This window comes from Rhizobium sp. USDA 3886 (genome assembly GCF_056279785.1).
This window is the reverse complement of the sequence record NZ_JBWCDC010000001.1, coordinates 1658474-1678988: the sequence shown is the minus strand read 5'-3', so window position 1 is coordinate 1678988 and position 20515 is coordinate 1658474. Positions and strand designations below refer to the sequence as shown.

The 20515-nt window shown below is 61.3% G+C and carries 21 protein-coding genes and 1 pseudogene; 18 read left to right on the top strand and 4 right to left on the bottom strand.

The features are described from left to right. Nucleotides 1-7 precede the first annotated feature (7 nt). From ACZ9BX_RS08785 to ACZ9BX_RS08750, 8 genes and pseudogenes are all read left to right on the top strand, one after another. Nucleotides 8-356, top strand: a pseudogene (locus ACZ9BX_RS08785) (GFA family protein). Nucleotides 357-795: 439 nt separating this feature from the next. After that, nucleotides 796-2850 carry an RNA polymerase sigma factor RpoD gene (rpoD, locus tag ACZ9BX_RS08780; protein ID WP_027508638.1) on the top strand — a complete coding sequence of 685 codons (2055 nt, stop codon included), beginning with the start codon at nucleotides 796-798 and terminating at the stop codon, nucleotides 2848-2850. A gap of 219 nt (nucleotides 2851-3069) precedes the next feature. After that, complete coding sequence (locus ACZ9BX_RS08775; RefSeq protein ID WP_022714277.1) at nucleotides 3070-3363, top strand: GYD domain-containing protein; 294 nt, start codon at nucleotides 3070-3072, stop codon at nucleotides 3361-3363. A 170-nt stretch (nucleotides 3364-3533) separates the two neighbouring features. Then, complete coding sequence (locus ACZ9BX_RS08770; RefSeq protein WP_476217190.1) at nucleotides 3534-4697, top strand: DUF930 domain-containing protein; 1164 nt, start codon at nucleotides 3534-3536, stop codon at nucleotides 4695-4697. 86 nt (nucleotides 4698-4783) lie between these two features. Continuing rightward, nucleotides 4784-4945, top strand: a complete 162-nt coding sequence (locus ACZ9BX_RS08765; protein WP_476217188.1) for a hypothetical protein — start codon at nucleotides 4784-4786, stop codon at nucleotides 4943-4945. A gap of 64 nt (nucleotides 4946-5009) precedes the next feature. Next, complete coding sequence (locus ACZ9BX_RS08760; protein ID WP_476217186.1) at nucleotides 5010-5816, top strand: AraC family transcriptional regulator; 807 nt, start codon at nucleotides 5010-5012, stop codon at nucleotides 5814-5816. 71 nt (nucleotides 5817-5887) lie between these two features. Beyond that, the gene (locus tag ACZ9BX_RS08755; protein ID WP_476217184.1) at nucleotides 5888-6778 is read left to right on the top strand and encodes a DMT family transporter; all 891 of its coding nucleotides are present in this window, start codon (nucleotides 5888-5890) and stop codon (nucleotides 6776-6778) included. Nucleotides 6779-6848: 70 nt separating this feature from the next. Then, complete coding sequence (locus ACZ9BX_RS08750) at nucleotides 6849-7247, top strand: DUF427 domain-containing protein (protein WP_476217182.1); 399 nt, start codon at nucleotides 6849-6851, stop codon at nucleotides 7245-7247. Here the strand turns inward: ACZ9BX_RS08750 and ACZ9BX_RS08745 are convergent. The 3 genes from ACZ9BX_RS08745 to ACZ9BX_RS08735 all read right to left on the bottom strand — a co-directional run bounded on the left by ACZ9BX_RS08745 (nucleotide 7244) and on the right by ACZ9BX_RS08735 (nucleotide 10273). Next, nucleotides 7244-8275, bottom strand: a complete 1032-nt coding sequence (locus ACZ9BX_RS08745; RefSeq protein ID WP_086994908.1) for a quaternary amine ABC transporter ATP-binding protein — start codon at nucleotides 8273-8275, stop codon at nucleotides 7244-7246. The genes ACZ9BX_RS08750 and ACZ9BX_RS08745 overlap by 4 nt on opposite strands. Further along, complete coding sequence (locus tag ACZ9BX_RS08740) at nucleotides 8268-9155, bottom strand: ABC transporter permease (RefSeq protein WP_027508644.1); 888 nt, start codon at nucleotides 9153-9155, stop codon at nucleotides 8268-8270. The genes ACZ9BX_RS08745 and ACZ9BX_RS08740 overlap by 8 nt, the downstream gene beginning before the upstream one ends. A 119-nt stretch (nucleotides 9156-9274) precedes the next feature. After that, nucleotides 9275-10273 carry an ABC transporter substrate-binding protein gene (locus tag ACZ9BX_RS08735; protein ID WP_132568377.1) on the bottom strand — a complete coding sequence of 333 codons (999 nt, stop codon included), beginning with the start codon at nucleotides 10271-10273 and terminating at the stop codon, nucleotides 9275-9277. Between the two features lie 391 nt (nucleotides 10274-10664). Between ACZ9BX_RS08735 and ACZ9BX_RS08730 the strand changes: the two genes are divergently transcribed. From ACZ9BX_RS08730 to ACZ9BX_RS08720, 3 genes are all read left to right on the top strand, one after another. After that, on the top strand, nucleotides 10665-11018 hold the full coding sequence (locus ACZ9BX_RS08730; protein WP_132568376.1) for a DUF1428 domain-containing protein: 354 nt from the start codon (nucleotides 10665-10667) through the stop codon (nucleotides 11016-11018). 12 nt (nucleotides 11019-11030) lie between these two features. After that, a complete protein-coding gene (locus tag ACZ9BX_RS08725; protein ID WP_476217178.1) occupies nucleotides 11031-11453 on the top strand; it encodes a secondary thiamine-phosphate synthase enzyme YjbQ in 423 nt (140 codons plus the stop codon). Nucleotides 11454-11559: 106 nt separating this feature from the next. Then, nucleotides 11560-11874, top strand: coding sequence for a hypothetical protein (locus tag ACZ9BX_RS08720; protein WP_476217177.1), 315 nt, complete (start codon nucleotides 11560-11562; stop codon nucleotides 11872-11874). Between the two features lie 64 nt (nucleotides 11875-11938). Here ACZ9BX_RS08720 and ACZ9BX_RS08715 read toward each other — a convergent pair whose 3' ends face one another. Next, entirely contained in the window at nucleotides 11939-12139 is a 201-nt protein-coding gene (locus ACZ9BX_RS08715; RefSeq protein WP_476217175.1) for a hypothetical protein, read from the bottom strand. A 126-nt stretch (nucleotides 12140-12265) separates the two neighbouring features. Here ACZ9BX_RS08715 and ACZ9BX_RS08710 point away from each other — a divergent pair, with 126 nt between their 5' ends. The 7 genes from ACZ9BX_RS08710 to ACZ9BX_RS08680 are packed head-to-tail and all read left to right on the top strand — an operon-like array spanning nucleotide 12266 to nucleotide 20502. Beyond that, nucleotides 12266-13303 (top strand): LacI family DNA-binding transcriptional regulator, encoded by a 1038-nt coding sequence (locus ACZ9BX_RS08710; RefSeq protein WP_476217173.1) that lies wholly within the window; start codon nucleotides 12266-12268, stop codon nucleotides 13301-13303. Continuing rightward, nucleotides 13300-14301 carry a Gfo/Idh/MocA family protein gene (locus ACZ9BX_RS08705; RefSeq protein ID WP_476217171.1) on the top strand — a complete coding sequence of 334 codons (1002 nt, stop codon included), beginning with the start codon at nucleotides 13300-13302 and terminating at the stop codon, nucleotides 14299-14301. The genes ACZ9BX_RS08710 and ACZ9BX_RS08705 overlap by 4 nt, the downstream gene beginning before the upstream one ends. A gap of 1 nt (nucleotide 14302) precedes the next feature. Then, nucleotides 14303-15916, top strand: a complete 1614-nt coding sequence (locus tag ACZ9BX_RS08700; protein ID WP_476217169.1) for an acyl CoA:acetate/3-ketoacid CoA transferase — start codon at nucleotides 14303-14305, stop codon at nucleotides 15914-15916. Further along, nucleotides 15909-16682 (top strand): enoyl-CoA hydratase/isomerase family protein, encoded by a 774-nt coding sequence (locus ACZ9BX_RS08695; RefSeq protein ID WP_476217167.1) that lies wholly within the window; start codon nucleotides 15909-15911, stop codon nucleotides 16680-16682. The genes ACZ9BX_RS08700 and ACZ9BX_RS08695 overlap by 8 nt, the downstream gene beginning before the upstream one ends. Next, on the top strand, nucleotides 16682-18190 hold the full coding sequence (locus ACZ9BX_RS08690) for an aldehyde dehydrogenase family protein (RefSeq protein WP_476217166.1): 1509 nt from the start codon (nucleotides 16682-16684) through the stop codon (nucleotides 18188-18190). The genes ACZ9BX_RS08695 and ACZ9BX_RS08690 overlap by 1 nt, the downstream gene beginning before the upstream one ends. A gap of 30 nt (nucleotides 18191-18220) precedes the next feature. Next, nucleotides 18221-19726 carry a GMC oxidoreductase gene (locus ACZ9BX_RS08685; RefSeq protein WP_476217164.1) on the top strand — a complete coding sequence of 502 codons (1506 nt, stop codon included), beginning with the start codon at nucleotides 18221-18223 and terminating at the stop codon, nucleotides 19724-19726. Further along, nucleotides 19726-20502, top strand: coding sequence for a 3-ketoacyl-ACP reductase (locus ACZ9BX_RS08680; RefSeq protein ID WP_476217162.1), 777 nt, complete (start codon nucleotides 19726-19728; stop codon nucleotides 20500-20502). The genes ACZ9BX_RS08685 and ACZ9BX_RS08680 overlap by 1 nt, the downstream gene beginning before the upstream one ends. Nucleotides 20503-20515 lie beyond the last annotated feature (13 nt).

The window sequence follows — 20515 nt, the reverse complement described above, 5'->3', positions numbered from 1 at the left end:
ACGAACGATGATCTACCAAGGATGTTGCCACTGCGGCAAGATCGCATTCGAGGTGGACAAAGACCTCATGCAGGGGCGATCGATTGCAATTGCTCGCTCTGTCGCCGGCGGGGCGGCCTGCTTGATTTCGTTCCGCGTGACAAGCTGAAGCTGCGGACGCCGAAAGAAGACCTGTCGACCTATACTTTCAACAACCACGTCATCAAACATCACTTCTGCAGCAACTGCGATATTGCACCCTTCGGTGAAGGCGTTCTGCCGGACGGCGATCCCATGGCATCGATCAATCTCCGTTGTATTCCGTGATCGATCTCGGTTCTCTGGAAATCATGCCTTACGATGGTGTGTCCCGATAGCTACGGGCTGCATGTATCCTGGCAACGGCAGTGGAAAACGCCTGCTGCCGTGGCAAGAATTCTCGCTCCCCTTGTCTTCTTGCGGTGACATCCTATCTAAGCGAAGCAATCGCTTGAGCGGTTCCTAGCCTGTGGATAAGGCTTTTTCCGTGTTTTCGGCGGCTTTTTTACTGGAAAAGCTTGACGAGAACTAAAAATGTGGGAATCACCGTTCGACTTGAAAAGCGGTGAACTGGGTCGAGGCGGATCGCACATAACCATGGCCGGAAATTTCGAAGCACTAAAGCTCTGTCGTCCGGCATCAGCGATCGTGGTTAATCAGGCTTTAAAGCTCATCCCGTTAGGTGGATAAGGTGATTCGAGGCTTGGGTTCTGCACCCAGGCTTCGAGGCCGTTCATCGCAGCGAGTTTGAATAGCGTCAGGAAGGCGACGATATAAATGGCAACCAAGGTCAAAGAGAACGAAGAAGCGGAAGTCGAACGCGACGGCGCATCCGACGGCCCTCTTCTCGATCTTTCCGATGACGCGGTCAAGAAAATGATCAAGGCCGCGAAGAAGCGCGGCTACGTGACGATGGACGAGCTGAATGCCGTTCTTCCGTCAGAAGAAGTGACGTCCGAGCAGATCGAAGACACGATGGCGATGCTGTCCGATATGGGCATCAATGTCGTCGAAGACGAGGAAGCCGAAGAGGCAAGCCCGGGCGGCGGTGACGACGACGACGCGGGCGGTGACGAGGAGAGCGAAGGCGGCGAACTCGCGCCTTCCGGCGGCACTGCGCTCGCAACGGCGAAGAAGAAAGAGCCGACGGATCGTACGGACGATCCGGTTCGCATGTACTTGCGCGAGATGGGTTCCGTCGAGCTTCTGTCGCGCGAAGGCGAAATCGCCATCGCCAAGCGCATCGAGGCCGGCCGCGAAACCATGATCGCGGGGCTCTGTGAAAGCCCGCTCACCTTCCAGGCGCTCATCATCTGGCGCGACGAACTGAACGAGGGCACGACCCTGCTTCGCGAGATCATCGATCTCGAAACGACCTATTCCGGTCCGGAAGCCAAGGCCGCCCCGCAGTTCCAGAGCCCGGAAAAGATCGAGGCTGACCGCAAGGCTGCCGAAGAGAAGGAAAAGACCCGGCGCATGCGTTTCGGCGACGACGACATCACCGATGTCGGCGGCGAGGGCTTGCCCGCGGAAGAAGAGGAAGAGGACGAGGACGAGTCCAACCTCTCGCTCGCAGCCATGGAAGCGGAACTGCGTCCGCAGGTCATGGAGACGCTCGACCTCATCGCCGAGACCTATAAGAAGCTGCGCAAGCTGCAGGACCAGCAGGTCGAGCAACGTCTTGCCGCGACCGGCACTCTGTCCTCCGCCCAGGAGCGCCGTTACAAGGAGCTCAAGGACGAGCTGATCAAGGCCGTCAAGTCGCTGTCGCTGAACCAGAACCGCATCGAGGCGTTGGTCGAGCAGCTTTACGACATCAACAAGCGCCTCGTGCAGAACGAGGGCCGCCTGCTGCGTCTGGCCGAATCCTACGGCGTCAAGCGCGACAGCTTCCTGGAGCAGTACCAGGGCGCCGAGCTCGATCCGAACTGGATGAAGTCGATCGGCAATCTGGCTGCGCGCGGCTGGAAGGAATTCGCCAAGGGCGAAAACACGACGATCCGCGACATCCGCCAGGAGATCCAGAACCTCGCCACGGAAACCGGTATCTCGATCTCGGAATTCCGCCGCATCGTACACATGGTGCAGAAGGGTGAGCGCGAAGCGCGCATCGCCAAGAAGGAAATGGTTGAAGCGAACCTTCGCCTCGTCATCTCCATCGCCAAGAAGTACACGAACCGAGGTTTGCAATTCCTCGACCTCATTCAGGAAGGCAATATCGGCCTGATGAAGGCGGTCGACAAGTTCGAGTACCGCCGCGGCTACAAGTTCTCGACCTATGCGACGTGGTGGATCCGTCAGGCGATCACCCGCTCGATCGCCGACCAGGCCCGCACGATCCGCATTCCGGTGCACATGATCGAGACGATCAACAAGATCGTCCGCACCTCGCGCCAGATGCTGCATGAGATCGGCCGCGAGCCGACGCCGGAGGAACTGGCTGAGAAGCTTGCGATGCCGCTTGAAAAGGTCCGCAAGGTCCTGAAGATCGCCAAGGAGCCGATCTCGCTCGAAACCCCTGTGGGCGACGAAGAGGACTCACACCTCGGCGATTTCATCGAGGACAAGAACGCGCTGCTGCCGATCGACGCTGCGATCCAGGCGAACCTGCGCGAAACGACGACGCGTGTTCTGGCATCGCTCACGCCGCGCGAAGAGCGCGTGCTGCGCATGCGCTTCGGCATCGGCATGAACACCGACCATACGCTTGAGGAAGTCGGCCAGCAGTTCTCGGTTACCCGCGAACGTATCCGCCAGATCGAAGCGAAGGCGCTGCGCAAGCTGAAGCATCCGAGCCGCTCCAGAAAGCTCCGCAGCTTCCTAGACAGCTAAAACCGTACCGGCTGCGATGCAGCCGTGCGGTGACCGATTGATGAGAGAAGAGCCGGGTGGTCCCGGCTCTTTTCTTTTTGGGCCATCCGACATTCCGTCGCTTTCCGCGCGCCTCAATGGTATAGTCCGGAGGATACGGGGGACGGGACCGGCCGCAGCGCGTGAGCGAAGGTCGCCACATACCTGCGTGGACCAAAACCCTCCGTAGGGAGGTGTGAAATGACCACTTACGTCATGCTTATCAATTGGACGGATCAAGGCGTTCGCAGTGCACGCGACTCGGCAAAAAGGCTGGACGCGGCAAAGAAGGCGCTCGGCGAGATGGGCGGCTCCTTCAAGGATTTCTTTCTGACGATGGGTGAATACGACATGGTCTCCATATGCGAGGCGCCGGACGACGCCGTGATGGCGCGGTTCACGTTGCAGCTTGCGACGGCCGGCAATGTTCGCACGAAAACGCTGAAGGCGTTTCCGGAGGCCGCCTATCGCGAAATCATAGGCTCGCTCGGCTAACCGTGGCGATCGGCCTGCGGATTGCAGCCTCGTAAAGGTGAAAAGATGTGGAGCATCCGCCGTGCGGCCTTCGCTTGGTCGCGCGGCAAAGCACTTTTTTGTTTTACGGCTTGATGCTGCCTTCTTAAAAGGCCACATCCGTACCTTATCGGAGAGCATCATACGCGGGCATGCAGAAGATCGTCGGAAAGCGCTGGAGAGAAATCAGTTGGGGTGTCACAGCCTCGATCGCCCTGCATATTGCCGTCGTTGCGTTTTTCCTGGTGAAGCTGCCCGACAAGGCTCCGCAGCCGCCAGAAGAGGAGACGGTGAACGTCGATCTCGTGCCTCCGCCGGAAGAGGAAAAACAGCCGGAGGAGAAGAAGGCCGAAGAAAAGAAGGCGGAAGAGCAAAAGCCGCCGGAGAAACCTCCCGAACTGCCGAAGATCGAGGAGAAGGCCGAGCAGAAACCGCCGGCGCCGCCACCACCTCCGCCCCCACCACCACCACCTCCGCCCCCACCACCTCCGGCGCCGCCGGAAGCCAAGCCGGAAGAAAAGCCGTCCGAACCGCCGAAATCCGAAGCCAGGAACGATCCCTCCGGCAAGGAAGGGAAGGGACAGCCCATGCCAGTTCTCAGGCCTGTCTTCGAATTCGGCGACAAGGATAGCGGCCAGCGCAAATCCGAAACGGGCAATGCTTCAGCGGAAGCAGGCGAGCCACCGGTGACGCCGCCGGACGAGCCGAAACCCGAGGAGCCGAAGCCGGTGGAAACAGCCGCGATAAAGCCGCCAGTCACCGACAAGCCGCCGGCAAATCCAGTGCCGGATGATGTCGATCTGCCGCAGGTGGATATCGCCGCTGTCAATCCGGAGAATAACGGGCCTGCGGCCGGCGCGGAAGACGACGCCAAGACCGGCTTCGAACAGACAAAGCCCGCGGATAAGCCGAACACCGATCAGACGGAAGTGGCGAACGTTGAAAAGCCCACAAAGCTAAAGGAAGCAAAGACGCTCTTTTCGCAGAACGAAACGGACGACCCGATCGCCCGGACCGCGATGGGCAGCATGCCGCGCAGCAGGCGGGCCGCCCAGCTTTGCAGTACCGAGCTTCGCGAGCAGTTGGTTCATGGCTCGCCCGCCTACAATCCGGTGATCGTCCCAGCCTATGCGCTACCGCGCGGCACGGTGCTGGACGTTCGGCGTGGCGCTTTCCGCACGCGCGAGGGCTGGTATGACGTTCAATTCCGCTGCGAGGTCGATGAACGAGTGACCAAGATCGTGTCCTTCGCCGTCGATGTCGGCGATCCGATTCCAAGCAGCCAGTGGCGGAGCCGCGGCTTCCCGGAATACTGACGGTGTCGGCTACGTCAGCCCTGCGCAAGTGACTTCTCGTAATCCTGCTTACATCGCTGAATGTTCCGGTGAATGAAAGGACGATGATGTCGAACGAAATCGAGCACTTCTTTGAAACACAGGACGAGGCCGTGAGCTTGGCGTTCCTCGAAAACAAAGGTGATGAGCTGACCGATATTCTGGTCGCTGCGCTCGAAGACGCCCTGAAAATTCTCTCCAACGAAATCCGGCCTGAAACCCTTCACTGATCTCAGTAAAGACGTTGCGTGCTTCGCCTGCCGCTGGCAGAGTCCGGCCGGAAGGAGACGCTGCGTGGCCAAAAGTCAGTTCACGATGCGCCGTTCGGCGATTGCCGGGGTGGAGGCGGTGGAGGCAGAAACGCGCCACAGCTTCGCGCGGCATACGCATGAACAATTCGGCATCGGCCTGATTATCTCCGGCGCGCAGAAGTCACTGAGCGGGCGCGGCATGGTCGAGGCGGAAGCAGGTGATCTCATCACCGTCAATCCGAACGAGGTCCATGACGGCGCGCCGATCGGGGAGGGTCGGTCGTGGAGTATCCTTTATTTTGATCCGGCGATCATCAGCGATCTCATGCAGGACGCTGGCGAGGGCAGGGCGATGCGCTCGGAAATTCCGCGCCCCGTCATTCAAAATGCCACCCTTGCAGCGCGTTTCGCAAGCCTCTTTGCCGCAATCACCAGCGGCTCCCCGCAGGATGATCTTGCACGCGAAGAACTGCTCCTTGGCGTTGTTGCGGATGTGATGCGCGAACAGCCGATGCCAGAAATGGCGCGCATGGCGCCGGGCGCGATCCGCAAGGCGCAAGGCTTGATCGACGGTGATCCTCTCGCCAACGTCTCGCTTGCCGATCTTGCGCAAGAAAGCGGCCTCAGCCGGTTTCAGGTGCTGCGCGGTTTCGCAAAGGCGACCGGCATGACGCCGCATGCCTATCTCGTCCAGGCCCGCATTCACATGGCCCGCCGTCTGATCGCTTCCGGCATGCCGCTTGCCGAGGCAGCCTTTGCCAGCGGCTTTGCCGACCAGAGCCACATGACACGGGTCTTCACCGCCAAATACGGCCTGTCGCCGCGTGTCTATGCCAGGGCGCTTGCCTGACGGCCTGCAATTTCATTCAAGAAGCTTCGCCGTCTTTGCGGTTCTCTCCGTTCATCGAAACGGAGGATCCCATGACAAGAGCATTTCAGGGCTACATCTATCTGACGCTGGCGATGATCACCGTCGGCAGCACGGTGATCGCCAGCAAGATCATCGCGTCCGGCCTTGCGCCGTTCACGGCGACGGCGCTGCGTTTCGCCGCAGCCTTCCCCTTTTTCCTGATTTTGATGCATCTCACCCGATCGCGGCTGCCGAGGCTGTCGCGCCACGACTGGCTTATCCTCGTGACGCAGGCAGGGGCGGGCAGCGTCGGCTATACGACGCTGCTGATCTCGGGTCTGCAGTTGACGTCGGCGGCAAATGCCGGCGTCATCATTGGCACGCTGCCGGTCGTCTCGGCGGTGATCTCGATCCTCATTCTCGGCGAAAGGCCGCATCGCTTCCTGCTGGTTGCCATCGCGCTCGCCGCTTTCGGCGTCTTCTCGATCGCGGTGACGCCGGGTGCATCCGCAGGCGGCTCGCTGGCAGGCAATGCGCTGATCCTCGGCGCCGTCGTCTGCGAAGGGTTGTTCATCCTTCTCAACAAGCGCATGCGGACCGAAATCCCGCCACTCACGCAGTCATCGCTGATGACCGGCATCGGTTTCCTCGTTGCCGGTATTCCGGCTCTCTTCGAAAGCCATGCCGCAAGCGGGTTTTCCGCAGCGGCGCTCTCGGCCGTTCTCTACTATGCGCTGGTGCCGACTGTCGGCGGCTTCATTTTATGGTACGCAGGCGCCGAGCGCGTCAGCGGCAGCGAGGCTTCGCTGTTTACGGCGATCGCCCCGGTCTCAGCCGTCATCCTCGCTTTCGTGCTGCTCGGCGAACCGGTCGGCCTCCATCAGATTTTCGGCGTCGCCTGCGTGCTCGCCGCAATTCTGGGGCTCGGGTTTTCCGCACTTGTCCGGGTGCGGCGCGCGTGACGGCGCCCCCTTGGGAAGCGCCAGACACGTCCCTATCTAAGGACGGTGCAATCTTTCGAAGGCGAACCCCATGTCAGACAAGCCGATCAAGATTCCCGGGCCTGATCATCCGATCACCATAGACCACAATCCCGCGCGCGTCGTCGTCAGGCTCGGCGGCTGCGTCATTGCCGATACGCGCGATGCGCTGACACTGCGCGAGGCCTCCTATCCGCCGGTGCAGTATATTCCGCGCAAGGACGTCGACATGTCGCTGCTTGCACGCACCGATCATTCGACGCATTGCCCGTACAAGGGCGACGCCTCCTATTACAGCATCACGCCCGGCGGCGAGCGCTCGAAGAACGCCATTTGGACCTATGAAAAACCGCACGATGCAGTGCGTGAAATCAAGGACCGCATGGCGTTTTATCCGGACCGCGTGGATTCGATCGAGGAACTGCAGGCGCCCGAGGCCGGCGAGTTCTAGCGTTCCGTCCCAACAAGACAGCGCACGAGACCTTCCAGCGAGACGCGGCCGGCTGGCCGCCCGTCGGCGCCGGTGACGGTCGCGTGGGTGACATTGCTTTCGGTCATCATCCGCATTCCTTCCTCTACCGTCGATTGGCCGGGGATGCGGATCACCGTGTCGCTTGCAGGATTGCTGAGCGGTTCCATCAGCGCCTCGATCCGGATGACGCGGCTGCGGTTCACTTCCTTGACGAAGGCCTCGATGTAGCCGTCCGCGGGATTGAGCACGATGTCGGCCGCACTTCCCTGCTGGATGACCTCGCCATCGCGCAGAATGGCGACCTTGTCGCCAAGCCGCAATGCTTCATCGAGATCATGGGTGATGAAGACCACCGTCTTCTTCAACTCCTTCTGCAGGTCGAGCAGAACGCCCTGCATATCGACGCGGATCAGCGGGTCGAGGGCGGAAAAGGCCTCGTCCATCAGCAGGATCTCCGCGTCATTGGTGAGCGCGCGGGCCAGGCCGACACGCTGCTGCATGCCGCCCGAAAGCTGGTTAGGGTAATGTCCGGCAAAGCCATCGAGGCCGACGCGCTTGATCCAGACATTGGCGCGCTCTTCGCGTTCCGCCTTCGGGACGCCTTGGATTTCTAGCCCGTAGACGGTGTTCTGCAGCACGTTGCGATGCGGCAGCAGGCCGAACTTCTGGAACACCATCGCCGTTCTGCGGCGGCGGAATTCGCGGAGTTCCTCTTCGCCCATCTTGCAGATGTCGGTATCGCCATAAAGCACCTCGCCGGCCGTCGGGTCGATCAGGCGGTTGATGTGGCGGATCAGTGTCGACTTGCCGGAGCCGGAAAGCCCCATGATGACGGTGATGCTGCCGCCGGGGATCGAGATGTTGATATCCTTGAGGCCGAGGACGTGCCCGTGCTTCTTGTTGAGCTCGGTTTTCGACATGCCCTTGGTGACCGCCTGGATGAAATCGTCGCCACGCGGACCGAAGATCTTGTAGAGATTGCGTATTTCGATCGATTGGCTAGCCATGCACGATTTCCCGGTGCTTCTGCAGCCTGAGGCCATAGGCCTGGCTGATGCGGTCGAAGATGATGGCGATGCCGACGATGGCGAGACCGTTGAAGACGCCGAGGGTGAAGTACTGGTTGGCGATGGCCTTGAGGACCGGCTGTCCAAGGCCCTGGACGCCGATCATCGAGGCGATGACCACCATGGCGAGCGCCATCATGATTGTCTGGTTGATGCCCGCCATGATGGTCGGCAGGGCAAGCGGCAGCTGGACGTTGCGCAGTTTCTGCCAGCTCGATGAGCCGAAGGCGTCGGCCGCTTCGAGAACGTCCTTGTCGACCATGCGGATGCCGAGATTGGTGAGGCGTATCATCGGCGGCAAGGCGTAAATAACGACGGCGATCACCCCAGGCACGCGGCCGATGCCGAGCAGCATGACGACGGGGATCAGATAGACGAAGCTCGGCATGGTCTGCATGACGTCGAGCACCGGATTGACGGCGTTCTGGAGCCGGTTGGAACGCGACATGCCGATGCCGATCGGAATGCCGATCGCGATTGAAATCACAGTACAGACGAAGATCATCGAAACGGTCTTCATCGTGTCTTCCCACATGTCGAACCAGCCGATCAGGAGAAGCGTCGCGGCGCAGCCGATGACGATCTTCCAATTGCGGCTCCCAAGCCAGGCAATGCCGGCGACAATTAGGATCACCAGCGGCCATGGCGCGCCGGTGAGCAGCCTTTCAGCCCAGATCAGAAAGCTTTGCAGCGGGCTGAACAGCCCTTCGATGCTGTCGCCGTAAGCGCGGGTAAAAGCGCGAAAGCCTTCGTCCACGTTCTTTTTCAAGATACGCAGCGTATCGGCATCCATTGTTGGAAATTTCCAGAGCCAGTCCATGTCTCGTTCCCCATGGCTAAAGCGGCGGCGGGCCTGTTCTTCTTATGGCCGTCGCTTGAAAAGATCGGGCGGGCGGTGCCTTGCTGTCAAGGCGCCGCCTGCTTGCGGATCATCGGGGATCAGAGGGAAGCCTTGATCTTCTCGGCGACCTCCGGAGAGACCCATTCCTTCCACAGGGCTTCGTTTTCCTTGAGGAAGTGCTTGGCGCCATCTTCGCCGGTGGCCTGGTTGTCGGTCATCCAGGCGATCAGCTTGTTGACGGTATCGTTCGTCCAGGCGCGCTTGTTGAGATAATCCATGGCAGGACCGGCGCGATCGGCGAATGTCTTGCTCACAAGCGTCTGAACGTCGTCAGCCGGCCAGGCGTTCGGCTTCGGATCGGCGCAATCGGCAACTGAGGTACAGCGCTTCCATTCCGCCGCATCATATTCAGCGCCGTAGCCGAGCTTTACCATTTCATATTTGCCGAGCAGGGAGGTCGGGGCCCAGTAGTAGCCGACCCAGGGCTGCTTGCCTTCGTAGGCCTTGGCGATCGAGCCATCGAGGCCCGCTGCCGAGCCTGTATCCACCAGCGTGAAGCCGGCCTTGTCGCCGCCATAGGCCTTGAAGAGCTGCGAGGTCACGACCGTTCCGCCCCAGCCTTGCGGGCCATTGAAGACGGCGCCCTTGCTCTTGTCTTCCGGGGCGGGGAAGAGTTCGGGATGTTTGAAGAGATCAGGGATCGTCTTGATGTCGGGATGCGCTTCAGCGATGTACTTGGGGATCCACCAGCCCTGGATCGCGCCGTCCGAAAGGATCTTCGCGGCAGCGACCACCTTGCCGCCTTCGAGGCCGCGTTTCACGAGTTCCGGCTGAAGGCTGACCCAGGCTTCCGGCGCGATGTCCGGCTCACCCTTTTCAGCCATGGAGGTGAGCGTCGGTACCGTATCGCCGCTGACGATCTCGGCGGTGCATCCATAGCCTTCCTCGAGGATGATCTTGTCGAGGTTTGCGGCAACTTCGGCGGATTGCCAGTTCATGCTTGCGATGGTCACATTTCCGCATTCGGCGGCCGAAGCCACGCCCCCAAGGCCGAACAGGCCGGCAGCAAGGACGGTTGAGGCCAAAAGTGCTTTCATTTTCTTGTTCCCTCTGGTCGCGGTGTAACGTGAACCCGGGCGCCTGCGGCACCGCGTCCGCCAGCACGCCTATTGAGCATGTTTTCAGTTGCCATGCACCATTCCGTTTACGCCAGAAAATGGCGCATTGACGCTTTCTTTCAATGAGCATTTGAGCGCGTTGTCGCGATCGGAACAATCGTTCCATTAGTCGCAAAATTGCGCCTGCGCATTCACCACGGTCGGCCAGCGGATCCTTCAGACGGGGACGGGTCTTTTCCCTGATCTCGCCAAGGTCGGGACGCTGCAGGACTGGAACATAGTCGGATCACGCATACTTTCTCATCGAGACTGTCGGCCTTTGCGTCCGCTATTCGTCCTATGATCGTCAACAGAAGATAGGAGAACGACAATGCCTTACATCGACGGATTCCTGGTGGCTGTTCCGAAAGCCAATATCGAGGCTTACAAGAAATTGTCGAATTTAGCCGGCTCGATCTGGAAGGAGCATGGTGCACAGAAATATGTCGAGTGCCTTGCCGACGACGTGCCCTATGGAGAACTCACCTCGTTTCCGCGTGCGGTGATGGCGAAGGAGGATGAAGTGGTCGTGTTTTCCTGGATCGTCTATGGATCGAGGAAGGAACGCGACGATATAGTCGCCAAGGTCATGTCCGATCCACGCCTGCAGGGCGATGAATGGAAAACGGTTTTTGATGGCAAGCGGTTGATCTACGGCGGTTTTGAAACCCTCGTCGAACTTTGAAAGAGGAGTTCGGTGCCCCAGACGACGATCAGCATCCCGACCCGCGGCCAGGGTCTTTACGAGTTCACGGACCAGGCCGCAGCTTTCGTCGGCGCAAGCGGCGTGGACGAAGGCCTGCTCACGATCTTCGTGCGCCACACCTCTTGTTCGCTGCTGATCCAGGAAAATGCGGACCCCGATGTGCAGACGGACCTGAGTGCCTTCTTCCGCCGGCTCGTGCCGGCTTCATCGGACCCGTCGATGCGCTGGATCGTCCATACGACTGAAGGCCCGGACGACATGCCCGCCCATATCAAGGCGGCGTTGACACAGGTTTCGTTCGGCATTCCCGTTACGAACGGCAGGATGGTGCTCGGCACCTGGCAGGGTCTCTTTCTCTTCGAGCATCGAGACCGTCCCCATCACCGCGAAATCGTGCTGCATCTCAGCGCGTGAACAGAGCCTGAATGCGCAATTCGAACATCGTTCAGCTTTGGCCCTCTATGGTCTAATCATCCCCGAAAGGGAGTTTGAGCGTCCATTGAAACGAGGGAAGTCTCCAATGACCAATTTCATTGCCAAAGCGTCGTTTGCCGCATTTCTTGCCATTGCTTCGATCCCCGCCACCGTCTCCACCGCTGCGGCGGCAGGGCCGGAGCGCGGCTTTATCGTCGACGCCCAGTACCATCGTCCGCCGCCGGTCTACCGCGGCTGCTCGCCGGTCATGGCTGTCCGCGCGGCTCGCTGGTCCGGCCTGCGCGACGTGCGCGTCGTCAATGTCACGCCGCGCCGCGTCGTCGTTGCCGGCCGTGACCGCCGCGGTTGGGACCGCATGACCTTTGCGAATGTCCGCGGCTGCCCGCTGATCCGCCGCTAAGTAGCAGCCGCCGGTCTTTCCTGACGCGGCGGCACAAGAACCGCCTTTGCCAATTCTCCTCGGATCATGGCAAGGGCGGTTTTTTATTGCCGGGATTCCGGCTGCAAAAAATGAAAAAAGCCTCGCGACGGGCGAGGCTGAGTTCTAGGCCGCTTCGGGGAAAAGAAGAAGCGACGCTCATTTCACTAGTACCGTCGAGTACGGCTGCAAAGTGCACTTTTGTCAATTCCGGTACGCTTTTGTGTTCGAGGATATCTTTTTTCACACGGACTTATCACCTCGGTTTAGAACGTTCCAAATCGATCTGAGAAAGATATGACTGCAAAGTAATTCATTTCTTGACAAATTTGGAACGTTCCAATTTACTTCGCGTATTCTTGGAGGAGCAATCATGAGCAGGGAGCGGGCGACCGTCATCGACATTGCGAACGCCGCCGGCGTTTCGAAGTCGACCGTATCGCTCGTGCTGCAGGGAAGCTCGCTCGTCAACGAGACGACGCGGGCGAAAGTGAATGCCGCGATCCGCGAACTTGGTTATGTCTATAATCGCGGCGCTGCCAATCTGAGGCAGGCAAATGCCAAGTCGAAAATCGTCGGCATGGTCGTCAACGACCTGACGAACAGTTTCTTCGCCGAACTCGCCGTCGGCATCGACAGTGTCATGCAATCGGCAGGTTACGTGCAGTTTCTCGCCAATACCGGCGAGAATATCGACCGGCAGCGCGAGGTCATTGCATCGATGCGCGAACATGGGATTTCCGGGCTCATCATTTCGCCGGCGCGAGGCACTGAGGCTGCGGATTTCTGGCCGCTTTCCAATGCCGGGATTCCCGTTGTGATGGCTGTGCGCAATGTGCCCGGCGCGCGGGTTTCGTCGCTGACATCGGATAATCACGCGGGAGCGGCCGCCTCCGTCGCGCACCTTGCAAAGCTCGGCCATCGCAGCATCGCCTTTCTTGGCGGCTTTCCGGATACCGCTGTCTTCACCGAGCGCTTTACGGGGTATCGCGACGCGCTGATCGAGGCAGGACTGGATTTCGACGTGGATCTGCTCATCGGGGCGGCGCCCTCGCGGGCGGGCGGCGTCGAGGCGATCGAGCGGGCGATGCGGCTTGCCGACCCGCCGACGGCTGCGGTCTGTTTCAACGATGCGGTCGCCTTCGGCGTTTGCGACGGGCTTCGAAGCCGCAGGATGGAGCCGGGCGCCGATTTCGCGATGATCGGTTTCGACGATGTTATCGAGGCAAAGACGGCGGTGCCAGCGCTGACGACCGTTTCCGTCGATCCGCAAGGCATGGGGCGCCGGGCGGCGCAGTTGCTGCTGAAGCAGATCAATTCGGGGGCGGCGGAGCCGGAAGCGCTGGTCAGCAGCGTGCGCCTCGTCGTCCGTCAAAGCTGCGGCACAGGCATTCATGGAGGAGTGCGATGACGAAGTGGGGTTTGATCGGTGCCAGCACGATCGCCAGGGAATGGATGATCGATGCGATCCGCGCAGCCGGCGGCGAGGCCGTCTCCGTGATGAGCACGGATGCGGCGCGCGGCAAGGCTCACGCGGCCGAGTACGGCATCAAGAAATCGGTGACCAGCGTCGCCGGCCTCGTCAATGACCCGGATGTCGAGGCGGTCTACATCTCGACCACCAACGAGCTGCATCGCGACCAGGCGCTGGCGGCGATCCGGGCGGGCAAGCATGTGCTTTGCGAGAAGCCGCTGGCGATCAGCCTGGCGGATGCGAACGCCATGGTGAAGGCGGCAAGGGAGGCGGGCGTGGTGATGGCGACGAACCACCACCTGCGCAATGCTTCCACCCACCGCGCCATGCGCGATGCGATTGCAGCGGGCAGGATCGGCAAGTCGCTCGGCGCCCGCGTTTTTCATGCGGTCTATCTGCCTCCGCATCTGCAGGGCTGGCGGCTCGACCGGCCGGAGGCGGGCGGCGGCGTCATTCTTGATATCAGCGTGCACGATGCCGATACGCTGCGCTTCGTGCTCGGCGACGATCCGGTGGAGGCAATCGCCTTCGGCCAGAGCGGCGGCATGGGCAAGGTCGGGCTGGAGGATGCCGTCATGGGCGTGCTGCGCTTCAAGTCCGGCGTCATCGCGCAGTTCCATGACGGTTTCACCACGAAATACGCCGAGACCGGTTTCGAGGTGCATGGCAGCGAGGGATCGCTCGTGGCCCATAACGTCATGACCCAGCGTCCGGTCGGCCGCGTGACGTTGCGGAATGCGGACGGCGAAACCGAACTCGAATGCGAAAACACCAATCTCTACGAGGTGGCTCTTAGGGCCTTCCACGATGCGGTTGCCGGGAAGGGCAAGCCGGCGGCGACGGGCGAAGACGGCGTCTGGTCGCTCGCGACGGGCCTTGCCATCGTCGAGTCCGCAAGAACCGGCAAGGCAGTCAAGATCGAGCCGGGGCTTTGACATGGACAAGCACGTAACACCCGCCGAAGCCGCAGCGCTGATCCCCGACGGCGCAATCGTCTCGGTCTCGTCGTCCAGCGGCCTCGGCTGCCCGGACCTGATGCTGAAGGCGATCGGCGAGCGTTTCGAAGCGACCGGCCATCCGCGCGATCTGACGACGCTGCACCCGATTGCGGCGGGCGACATGAGCGGCATCAAGGGCGTGGATTACATCGCGAAGAAGGGCCTGCTGAAGAAGATCATCGGCGGCTCCTATCCCTCCGGCCCGTCCAGCGCGGAGCCGCCGCTGATTTGGCAGATGATCGGCAACGACGAGATCGCCGCCTATAACGTGCCTTCGGGCATCCTCTTCGACATGCACCGCGAGGCAGCCGCCAAGCGGCCGGGGGTGATGACCAAGGTGGGACTCGAAACCTTCGTTGATCCGGCGCGCGAAGGCTGCGCCATGAATGCGAAGGCTGCCGCTGAGCCAATCGTCAAGAAGATCAGCTTCGAGAGCGAGGATTGGCTGTTCTTCAAGGCGCTCGCGCCGCAGGTGGCGATCATCCGGGCGACGACGGCGGATGAGCGTGGTAATCTCAGCTATGAACACGAAGGCGCCTATCTCGGCGGCCTCGACCAGGCGCTCGCCGCTCGCAACAACGGCGGCATCGTCATCGCGCAGGTAAAGCGGATCACCAAGGAAGGGTCGCTGAAGCCGCATGACGTGCGTGTTCCCGGCGTGCTTGTCGATTACATCGTGGTCGATCCCGACCAGAAGCAGACGACGCAGACGCTTTACGATCCAGCGATCTCCGGCGAAATCTTCCGGCCGCTCGATACGTTCCGCTTGCCGGAATTCAATATCCAGAAGGCGATTGCACGCCGAGTCGCGCAAGAACTGCAGGGCGGCAGTGCCGTCAATCTCGGCTTTGGGATTTCGGCCAACGTGCCGCGCATTCTCTTGGAAGAAGGACTTCACGGGGCGGTGACATGGGTGATCGAGCAGGGTGCCGTCGGCGGCGTTCCGCTGCTCGACTTTGCCTTCGGCTGCGCCTCGAATGCCGACGCCTTCATGCCGTCGCCCTATCAGTTCACCTATTTCCAGGGCGGCGGCTTCGACGCCTCGCTGCTGTCCTTCCTGGAGATCGGCCGCGACGGCTCGGTCAACGTCTCCAAGCTCTCCTTCCGTCCGCATGTGACGGCGGGCGCCGGCGGCTTCGTCGATATTACAGCGCGGGCGAAGAAGATCGTCTTCTCGGGCATGTTCAATGCTGGTGCAAAGCTCGGCGTCGAGAACGGCAGGCTGGTGATCGAGAAAGAAGGCAAGTTGAAGAAGCTCGTCAATACGGTGGAGCATGTGACCTTCTCCGGTCCGCGCGGCGTGACCCAGGGGCAGGATGTCACCTATGTCACCGAGCGGTGCGTGCTGAAGCTGACGCCGGAGGGTGTTGTGCTGACGGAGATCGCGCCCGGCGTCGACCTGCAGGCGCACATTCTCGATCAGTCGGAGTTTCCGCTGGTCGTTTCCGACAATCTGAAGGTGATGGATGCCGCTCTGTTCGGCGAGGCGCCGATCGGTCTCAAGCTCTCGCAGAAGCCGCAGCGGGTTCTGGAAGGGGCGTTCCATGGGTGAGGTAAAGGTTTCAATCGAAGGTCAGATCGCGGTCATGACCGTCTCGCGGCCGGAAAAGCTCAATGCCTTCGATATCGACATGCTGAAGGCGTTGGCCGCGGCCTGCGACGAGGTGGAGGCGAATGCCACCGTCCGCGTCGCTATCCTGACGGGCGAGGGCAAGGCCTTTTCTGCGGGCGGCGACATCAAGGCCTGGGGCGGCATGGAGGCCAATGAATTCGGTCATGCCTGGGTGCGCTTCGGGCACCGCGTTTTCGAGCGGCTAGCGACGCTGCGCATGCCGGTGATTGCGGCGCTGAACGGTCATGCGCTCGGCGGTGGTTTGGAATTGGCGGGCGCTGCCGATATCCGCATCGCCGAAACGCAGATCAGGATCGGCCTGCCGGAAACGGGTCTCGGCATGATACCCGGCTGGTCCGGCACGCAGCGACTGGTCAAGCGCTTCGGCGCGCAGATCGTTCGCCGAATGGTGCTCGGCGGCGAGATGTTTTCGGCGGAGGAGGCGCGAGCGAACGGTATTGTCGATGCCGTCGTCGAGACCGGCACTTCGCTTGCCGCGGCGAAGGACCACGCGGCGCGGATTGCTCAGCGTGGTCCGGCCGCACTTGAGATCTCGAAGCTTCTCATCGCATCGGCGAATGGTGAGGACAATGGCGCGGCCGTCGAGGCGCTAGGGTCGATCCTGGCTGCCAAGACCGGCGATCTCAAAGAGGGCGTTGCGGCATTTGCCGAAAAGCGCCCAGCTCAATTCAATGGAGAATGGTGATGACGGTGCTGGTGAAGCCGCAGAAGCTGGCGGACGCGAAGGTGCGCGAGTTCAGCATGCTGATCGACGGCAAGTGGGTGGAGGGCGTTGAGGCAGGCACGATCGAGCGTGTGGCGCCGAGCCATGGCGTCGTCGTCAGCCGCTACAAGGCGGCGACCAGGGATGATGCGGTGAAGGCGATCGCCGCCGCCCGAAAGGCCTTCGATCACGGTCCCTGGCCGCGCATGACGGCCTCCGAACGCTCCGGTATTCTGCTCAAGGCCGCGGATATGATCGCCGCGCGTGCCGGTGAGCTTGCCTATCTCGATGCGATCGAAGCCGGCAAGCCGATCACGCAGGTGAAAGGTGAGATCGCCGGTGCCGCCGACATCTGGCGCTATGCGGCAGCGCTTGCCCGCGATCTGCACGGCGAGAGCTACAATACGCTCGGCGACGGCACGCTCGGCGTCGTGTTGCGGGAGGCCGTCGGTGTCGTCTCGATCATCACGCCCTGGAACTTCCCGTTCCTGATTGTCAGCCAGAAACTGCCCTTTGCGCTTGCGGCGGGCTGCACCGCGGTCGTCAAGCCGTCGGAGCTCACCTCCGGCTCGACGCTCGTACTCGGCGAAATCCTGATGGAGGCTGGCGTTCCAGAAGGTGTCGTCAACATCATCGTCGGCACGGGTGTAGCCATCGGTGGAACGATGACCGGGCATGCGGATGTCGATATGGTCTCCTTTACCGGTTCCACCGGCGTCGGCCGGCTGACGATGGAAAATGCCGCAAAGACCCTGAAGAAGGTTTCGCTGGAGCTTGGCGGCAAGAATCCGCAGATCGTGTTCCCGGATGCCGATCTCGACGCCTTCATTGATGCCGCCGTCTTCGGCGCCTATTTCAACGCGGGCGAATGCTGCAATGCCGGTTCGCGCCTGATCCTGCATCGCGACATTGCGGAAGAAGTGACTTCGCGCGTGGCGGCTCTGTCGCAGAAGGTGAAGGTCGGTGATCCGCTGGACCCGTCGACGCAGGTGGGCGCGATCATCACGCCGCAGCATCTGGAGAAGGTTCAGGGTTATGTTTCTGCCGCGGCAGGCAGCGGTGCAAGTATCGCCCTTGGCGGCAGCCATATCGATTTCGGCTTCGGCCAGTACATGGCGCCGACGATCCTTTCCGGCGTCAAGCCGGATATGGCTGTGGCCCGTGAGGAAGTGTTCGGGCCGGTGCTTTCGGTGTTGACGTTCGAAAGCGTCGAGGATGCAATCCGCATCGCCAATGCCGTCGACTATGGCCTTTCGGCCGGCGTCTGGAGCCGCGACTTCGACACCTGCCTGACGATCGGCCGCAAGGTGAGGGCGGGCACGATCTGGATGAACACCTTCATGGATGGTGCGGCGGAACTGCCGTTTGGCGGCTATCGCCAATCCGGCCTTGGCCGCGAACTCGGGCGGCATGCGGTAGAGGACTATACGGAGACCAAGACGCTCAACATGCATATCGGCGCCCGGACGGGCTGGTGGATGCCGCGCTGAGCCGCAGGCATTGCGTTCTGGGAGGATCGCTTGGTGAAGCAGGCGGACATCGTCATTATCGGCTCGGGAATCGGCGGGGCGACCGTCGCCGCGGCGCTTGCGCCTTCGGGCGCTGACATCCTTATCCTTGAGGCAGGCGGGCATATCGAGGACCGGCCGGAAAACCGCGACCAGCGCGCGATCTTCCAGCGCGGCCACTTCCGGCCGAAGGAATCCTGGTACGAGATGGACGGCAAGCCGTTCAATCCCGGCAACTACTATAATGTCGGAGGCAATTCGAAATTCTTCGGGGCGGTCATGGTGCGCTACCGGCGCGAGGACTTTTCCGAGATGCGACATCTCGAGGGCATCTCGCCTGCATGGCCGTTTGCCTATGAAGAGCTGGAGCCTTGGTACAGCCGGGCGGAGCACCTCTACCAAGTGCGCGGGCAAGTCGGCGAGGATCCTACGGAACCGGTGCATTCGCAAAATTATGCCTTTCCGCCGGTGCCTGACGAGCCGCCGATCGCGCTTGTGCGCGAGCGGATGAAGCGGAACGGCCTGCATCCCTATTCGCTGCCGCTCGGCATCGATATCGAGCGCTGGCTTGCCAAGGCGAAGACCCCCTGGGACGCACATCCGAACAGTTTCGACGGAAAGATGGATGCCGAGACGATCGGCCTCGCGCTGGCGCTGCAGCATCCGAACGTTCGGCTGCAGACCGGATCGCAGGTGACGCGGCTTCGAACGGCGGCGGACGGCAAGCGCATCGAGACGGTTCATTACCGAAAGGATGGTGCCGAGGAGACGGTCTCTCCGAAGCTCGTGATCCTTTCCGCAGGCGCGGTGCAATCTGCCGTCCTGCTGCTGCGCTCGGCAGATGACACGCATCCGAAAGGGCTCGCCAACAGCTCGGATCAGGTCGGCCGCAATTTCATGAACCACAATTCGAGCGCGGTGATCGCGGTCTCGCCAGGCTTTCGAAATACGTCCATCTATCAGAAGACCTTCGGCTTCAACGACTACTACCTCTCGGACGGCGAGGGCGGGCCGCCGCTCGGCAACGTACAACTGCTCGGCCGCGTGTCTGGCACCATCCTGAAGGCCAATATGCCGTCGGTGCCGGAATGGATGCTGAACCAACTGTCGGTGCACGCGATCGATTTCTACGCGATGAGCGAGGACGTTCCGCATCCCGAAAGCCGCATTATGGTCGACGGCGACCGTATCCTTCTGCAGTGGGTGCGGACGAACTGGCCGGCGCATCTGATGCTGGTGAAGAAGCTGAAGCAGGCGCTTCGGGCGGCAGGCTTTCCGCTGGTTCTCTCCCGGCCCTTCGACAAGCGGACGCCGTCGCATCAATGCGGCACGATCAAGATCGGCAACGATCCGGCGGCAGCGCCGCTCGACATCTGGTGCCGGGCCTACGACCATCCGAACCTCTTCGTCGTCGATGCGAGCTACCTGCCGACGTCCGCCGCCGTCAATCCGGCACTGACGGTGGCAGCACAGGCGCTGCGCGTCGGAGAACATATCATGCAAAAGGATCTAGCGTGATGGCGCAGAGAAGGCGGCCGGTTGCGCTTGTCACCGGCGGGAGATGTGGCATCGGATTGGCGATCGCCGAGGCACTGGCGAAGACGGGGCATGACGTCGCGATCACCGGAATAGAGGATGACCGGCCGAACGATCCGGTGGTCGAGGCATTGCGCTCGCTCGGCGCCAAGGCCGTCTATCTGCAGGCCGATCTGGCGGACGTTGGCGGGTATGCTGCAACGGTCGACGAAGTCCTGCAGACATTCGGGGCGATCAACTGCCTGGTGAACAATGCCGGCATCGGCTCAGTGGTGCGCGGCGACTTCCTCGAGCTGAAGCCGGAGAATTTTGACACTGTGCTCGACGTCAATCTACGGGGAACGGTGTTCTTCACGCAGGCGGTCGTCAAGGCGATGCTCACGAGCGGCGCCAGGCAGGCGACCCGTTCGATCATCAACATCACCTCGGCATCCTCGGAGCTGACATCGCCGGAGCGTCTTGATTACTGCATCAGCAAGGCCGGACTTTCAGCCTTCACCAAGGGGCTGGCGGTGCGGCTTGCCGAAAGCGGCATCGGCGTCTTCGAGGTGCGGCCCGGCATCATCCGCACGGCGATGACCGAGAAGGTTTCTGAACAATATGATGCGCTGATTGCAGGCGGGCTCGTTCCAATGAAACGTTGGGGAGAGGCTGAGGACATCGGCGCGATCGTCGCAGCGCTGGCTTCGGGAAGTTTCGGCTTTGCCACGGGCTCGGTGATCGATGCCGGCGGCGGGCTTTCGATCGGCCGCCTTTGAGCGGGGGAGTTGC

Bases quoted from the DNA above. Each gene is read 5' to 3' on its own strand.
- rpoD (WP_027508638.1), top strand. From the start codon at position 796: ATGGCAACCAAGGTCAAAGAGAACGAAGAAGCGGAAGTCGAACGCGAC.
- ACZ9BX_RS08775 (WP_022714277.1), top strand. From the start codon at position 3,070: ATGACCACTTACGTCATGCTTATCAATTGGACGGATCAAGGCGTTCGC.
- ACZ9BX_RS08770 (WP_476217190.1), top strand. From the start codon at position 3,534: ATGCAGAAGATCGTCGGAAAGCGCTGGAGAGAAATCAGTTGGGGTGTC.
- ACZ9BX_RS08765 (WP_476217188.1), top strand. From the start codon at position 4,784: ATGTCGAACGAAATCGAGCACTTCTTTGAAACACAGGACGAGGCCGTG.
- ACZ9BX_RS08755 (WP_476217184.1), top strand. From the start codon at position 5,888: ATGACAAGAGCATTTCAGGGCTACATCTATCTGACGCTGGCGATGATC.
- ACZ9BX_RS08750 (WP_476217182.1), top strand. From the start codon at position 6,849: ATGTCAGACAAGCCGATCAAGATTCCCGGGCCTGATCATCCGATCACC.
- ACZ9BX_RS08745 (WP_086994908.1), bottom strand. From the start codon at position 8,275: ATGGCTAGCCAATCGATCGAAATACGCAATCTCTACAAGATCTTCGGT.
- ACZ9BX_RS08740 (WP_027508644.1), bottom strand. From the start codon at position 9,155: ATGGACTGGCTCTGGAAATTTCCAACAATGGATGCCGATACGCTGCGT.
- ACZ9BX_RS08735 (WP_132568377.1), bottom strand. From the start codon at position 10,273: ATGAAAGCACTTTTGGCCTCAACCGTCCTTGCTGCCGGCCTGTTCGGC.
- ACZ9BX_RS08730 (WP_132568376.1), top strand. From the start codon at position 10,665: ATGCCTTACATCGACGGATTCCTGGTGGCTGTTCCGAAAGCCAATATC.
- ACZ9BX_RS08720 (WP_476217177.1), top strand. From the start codon at position 11,560: ATGACCAATTTCATTGCCAAAGCGTCGTTTGCCGCATTTCTTGCCATT.
- ACZ9BX_RS08710 (WP_476217173.1), top strand. From the start codon at position 12,266: ATGAGCAGGGAGCGGGCGACCGTCATCGACATTGCGAACGCCGCCGGC.
- ACZ9BX_RS08705 (WP_476217171.1), top strand. From the start codon at position 13,300: ATGACGAAGTGGGGTTTGATCGGTGCCAGCACGATCGCCAGGGAATGG.
- ACZ9BX_RS08700 (WP_476217169.1), top strand. From the start codon at position 14,303: ATGGACAAGCACGTAACACCCGCCGAAGCCGCAGCGCTGATCCCCGAC.
- ACZ9BX_RS08695 (WP_476217167.1), top strand. From the start codon at position 15,909: ATGGGTGAGGTAAAGGTTTCAATCGAAGGTCAGATCGCGGTCATGACC.
- ACZ9BX_RS08690 (WP_476217166.1), top strand. From the start codon at position 16,682: ATGACGGTGCTGGTGAAGCCGCAGAAGCTGGCGGACGCGAAGGTGCGC.
- ACZ9BX_RS08680 (WP_476217162.1), top strand. From the start codon at position 19,726: ATGGCGCAGAGAAGGCGGCCGGTTGCGCTTGTCACCGGCGGGAGATGT.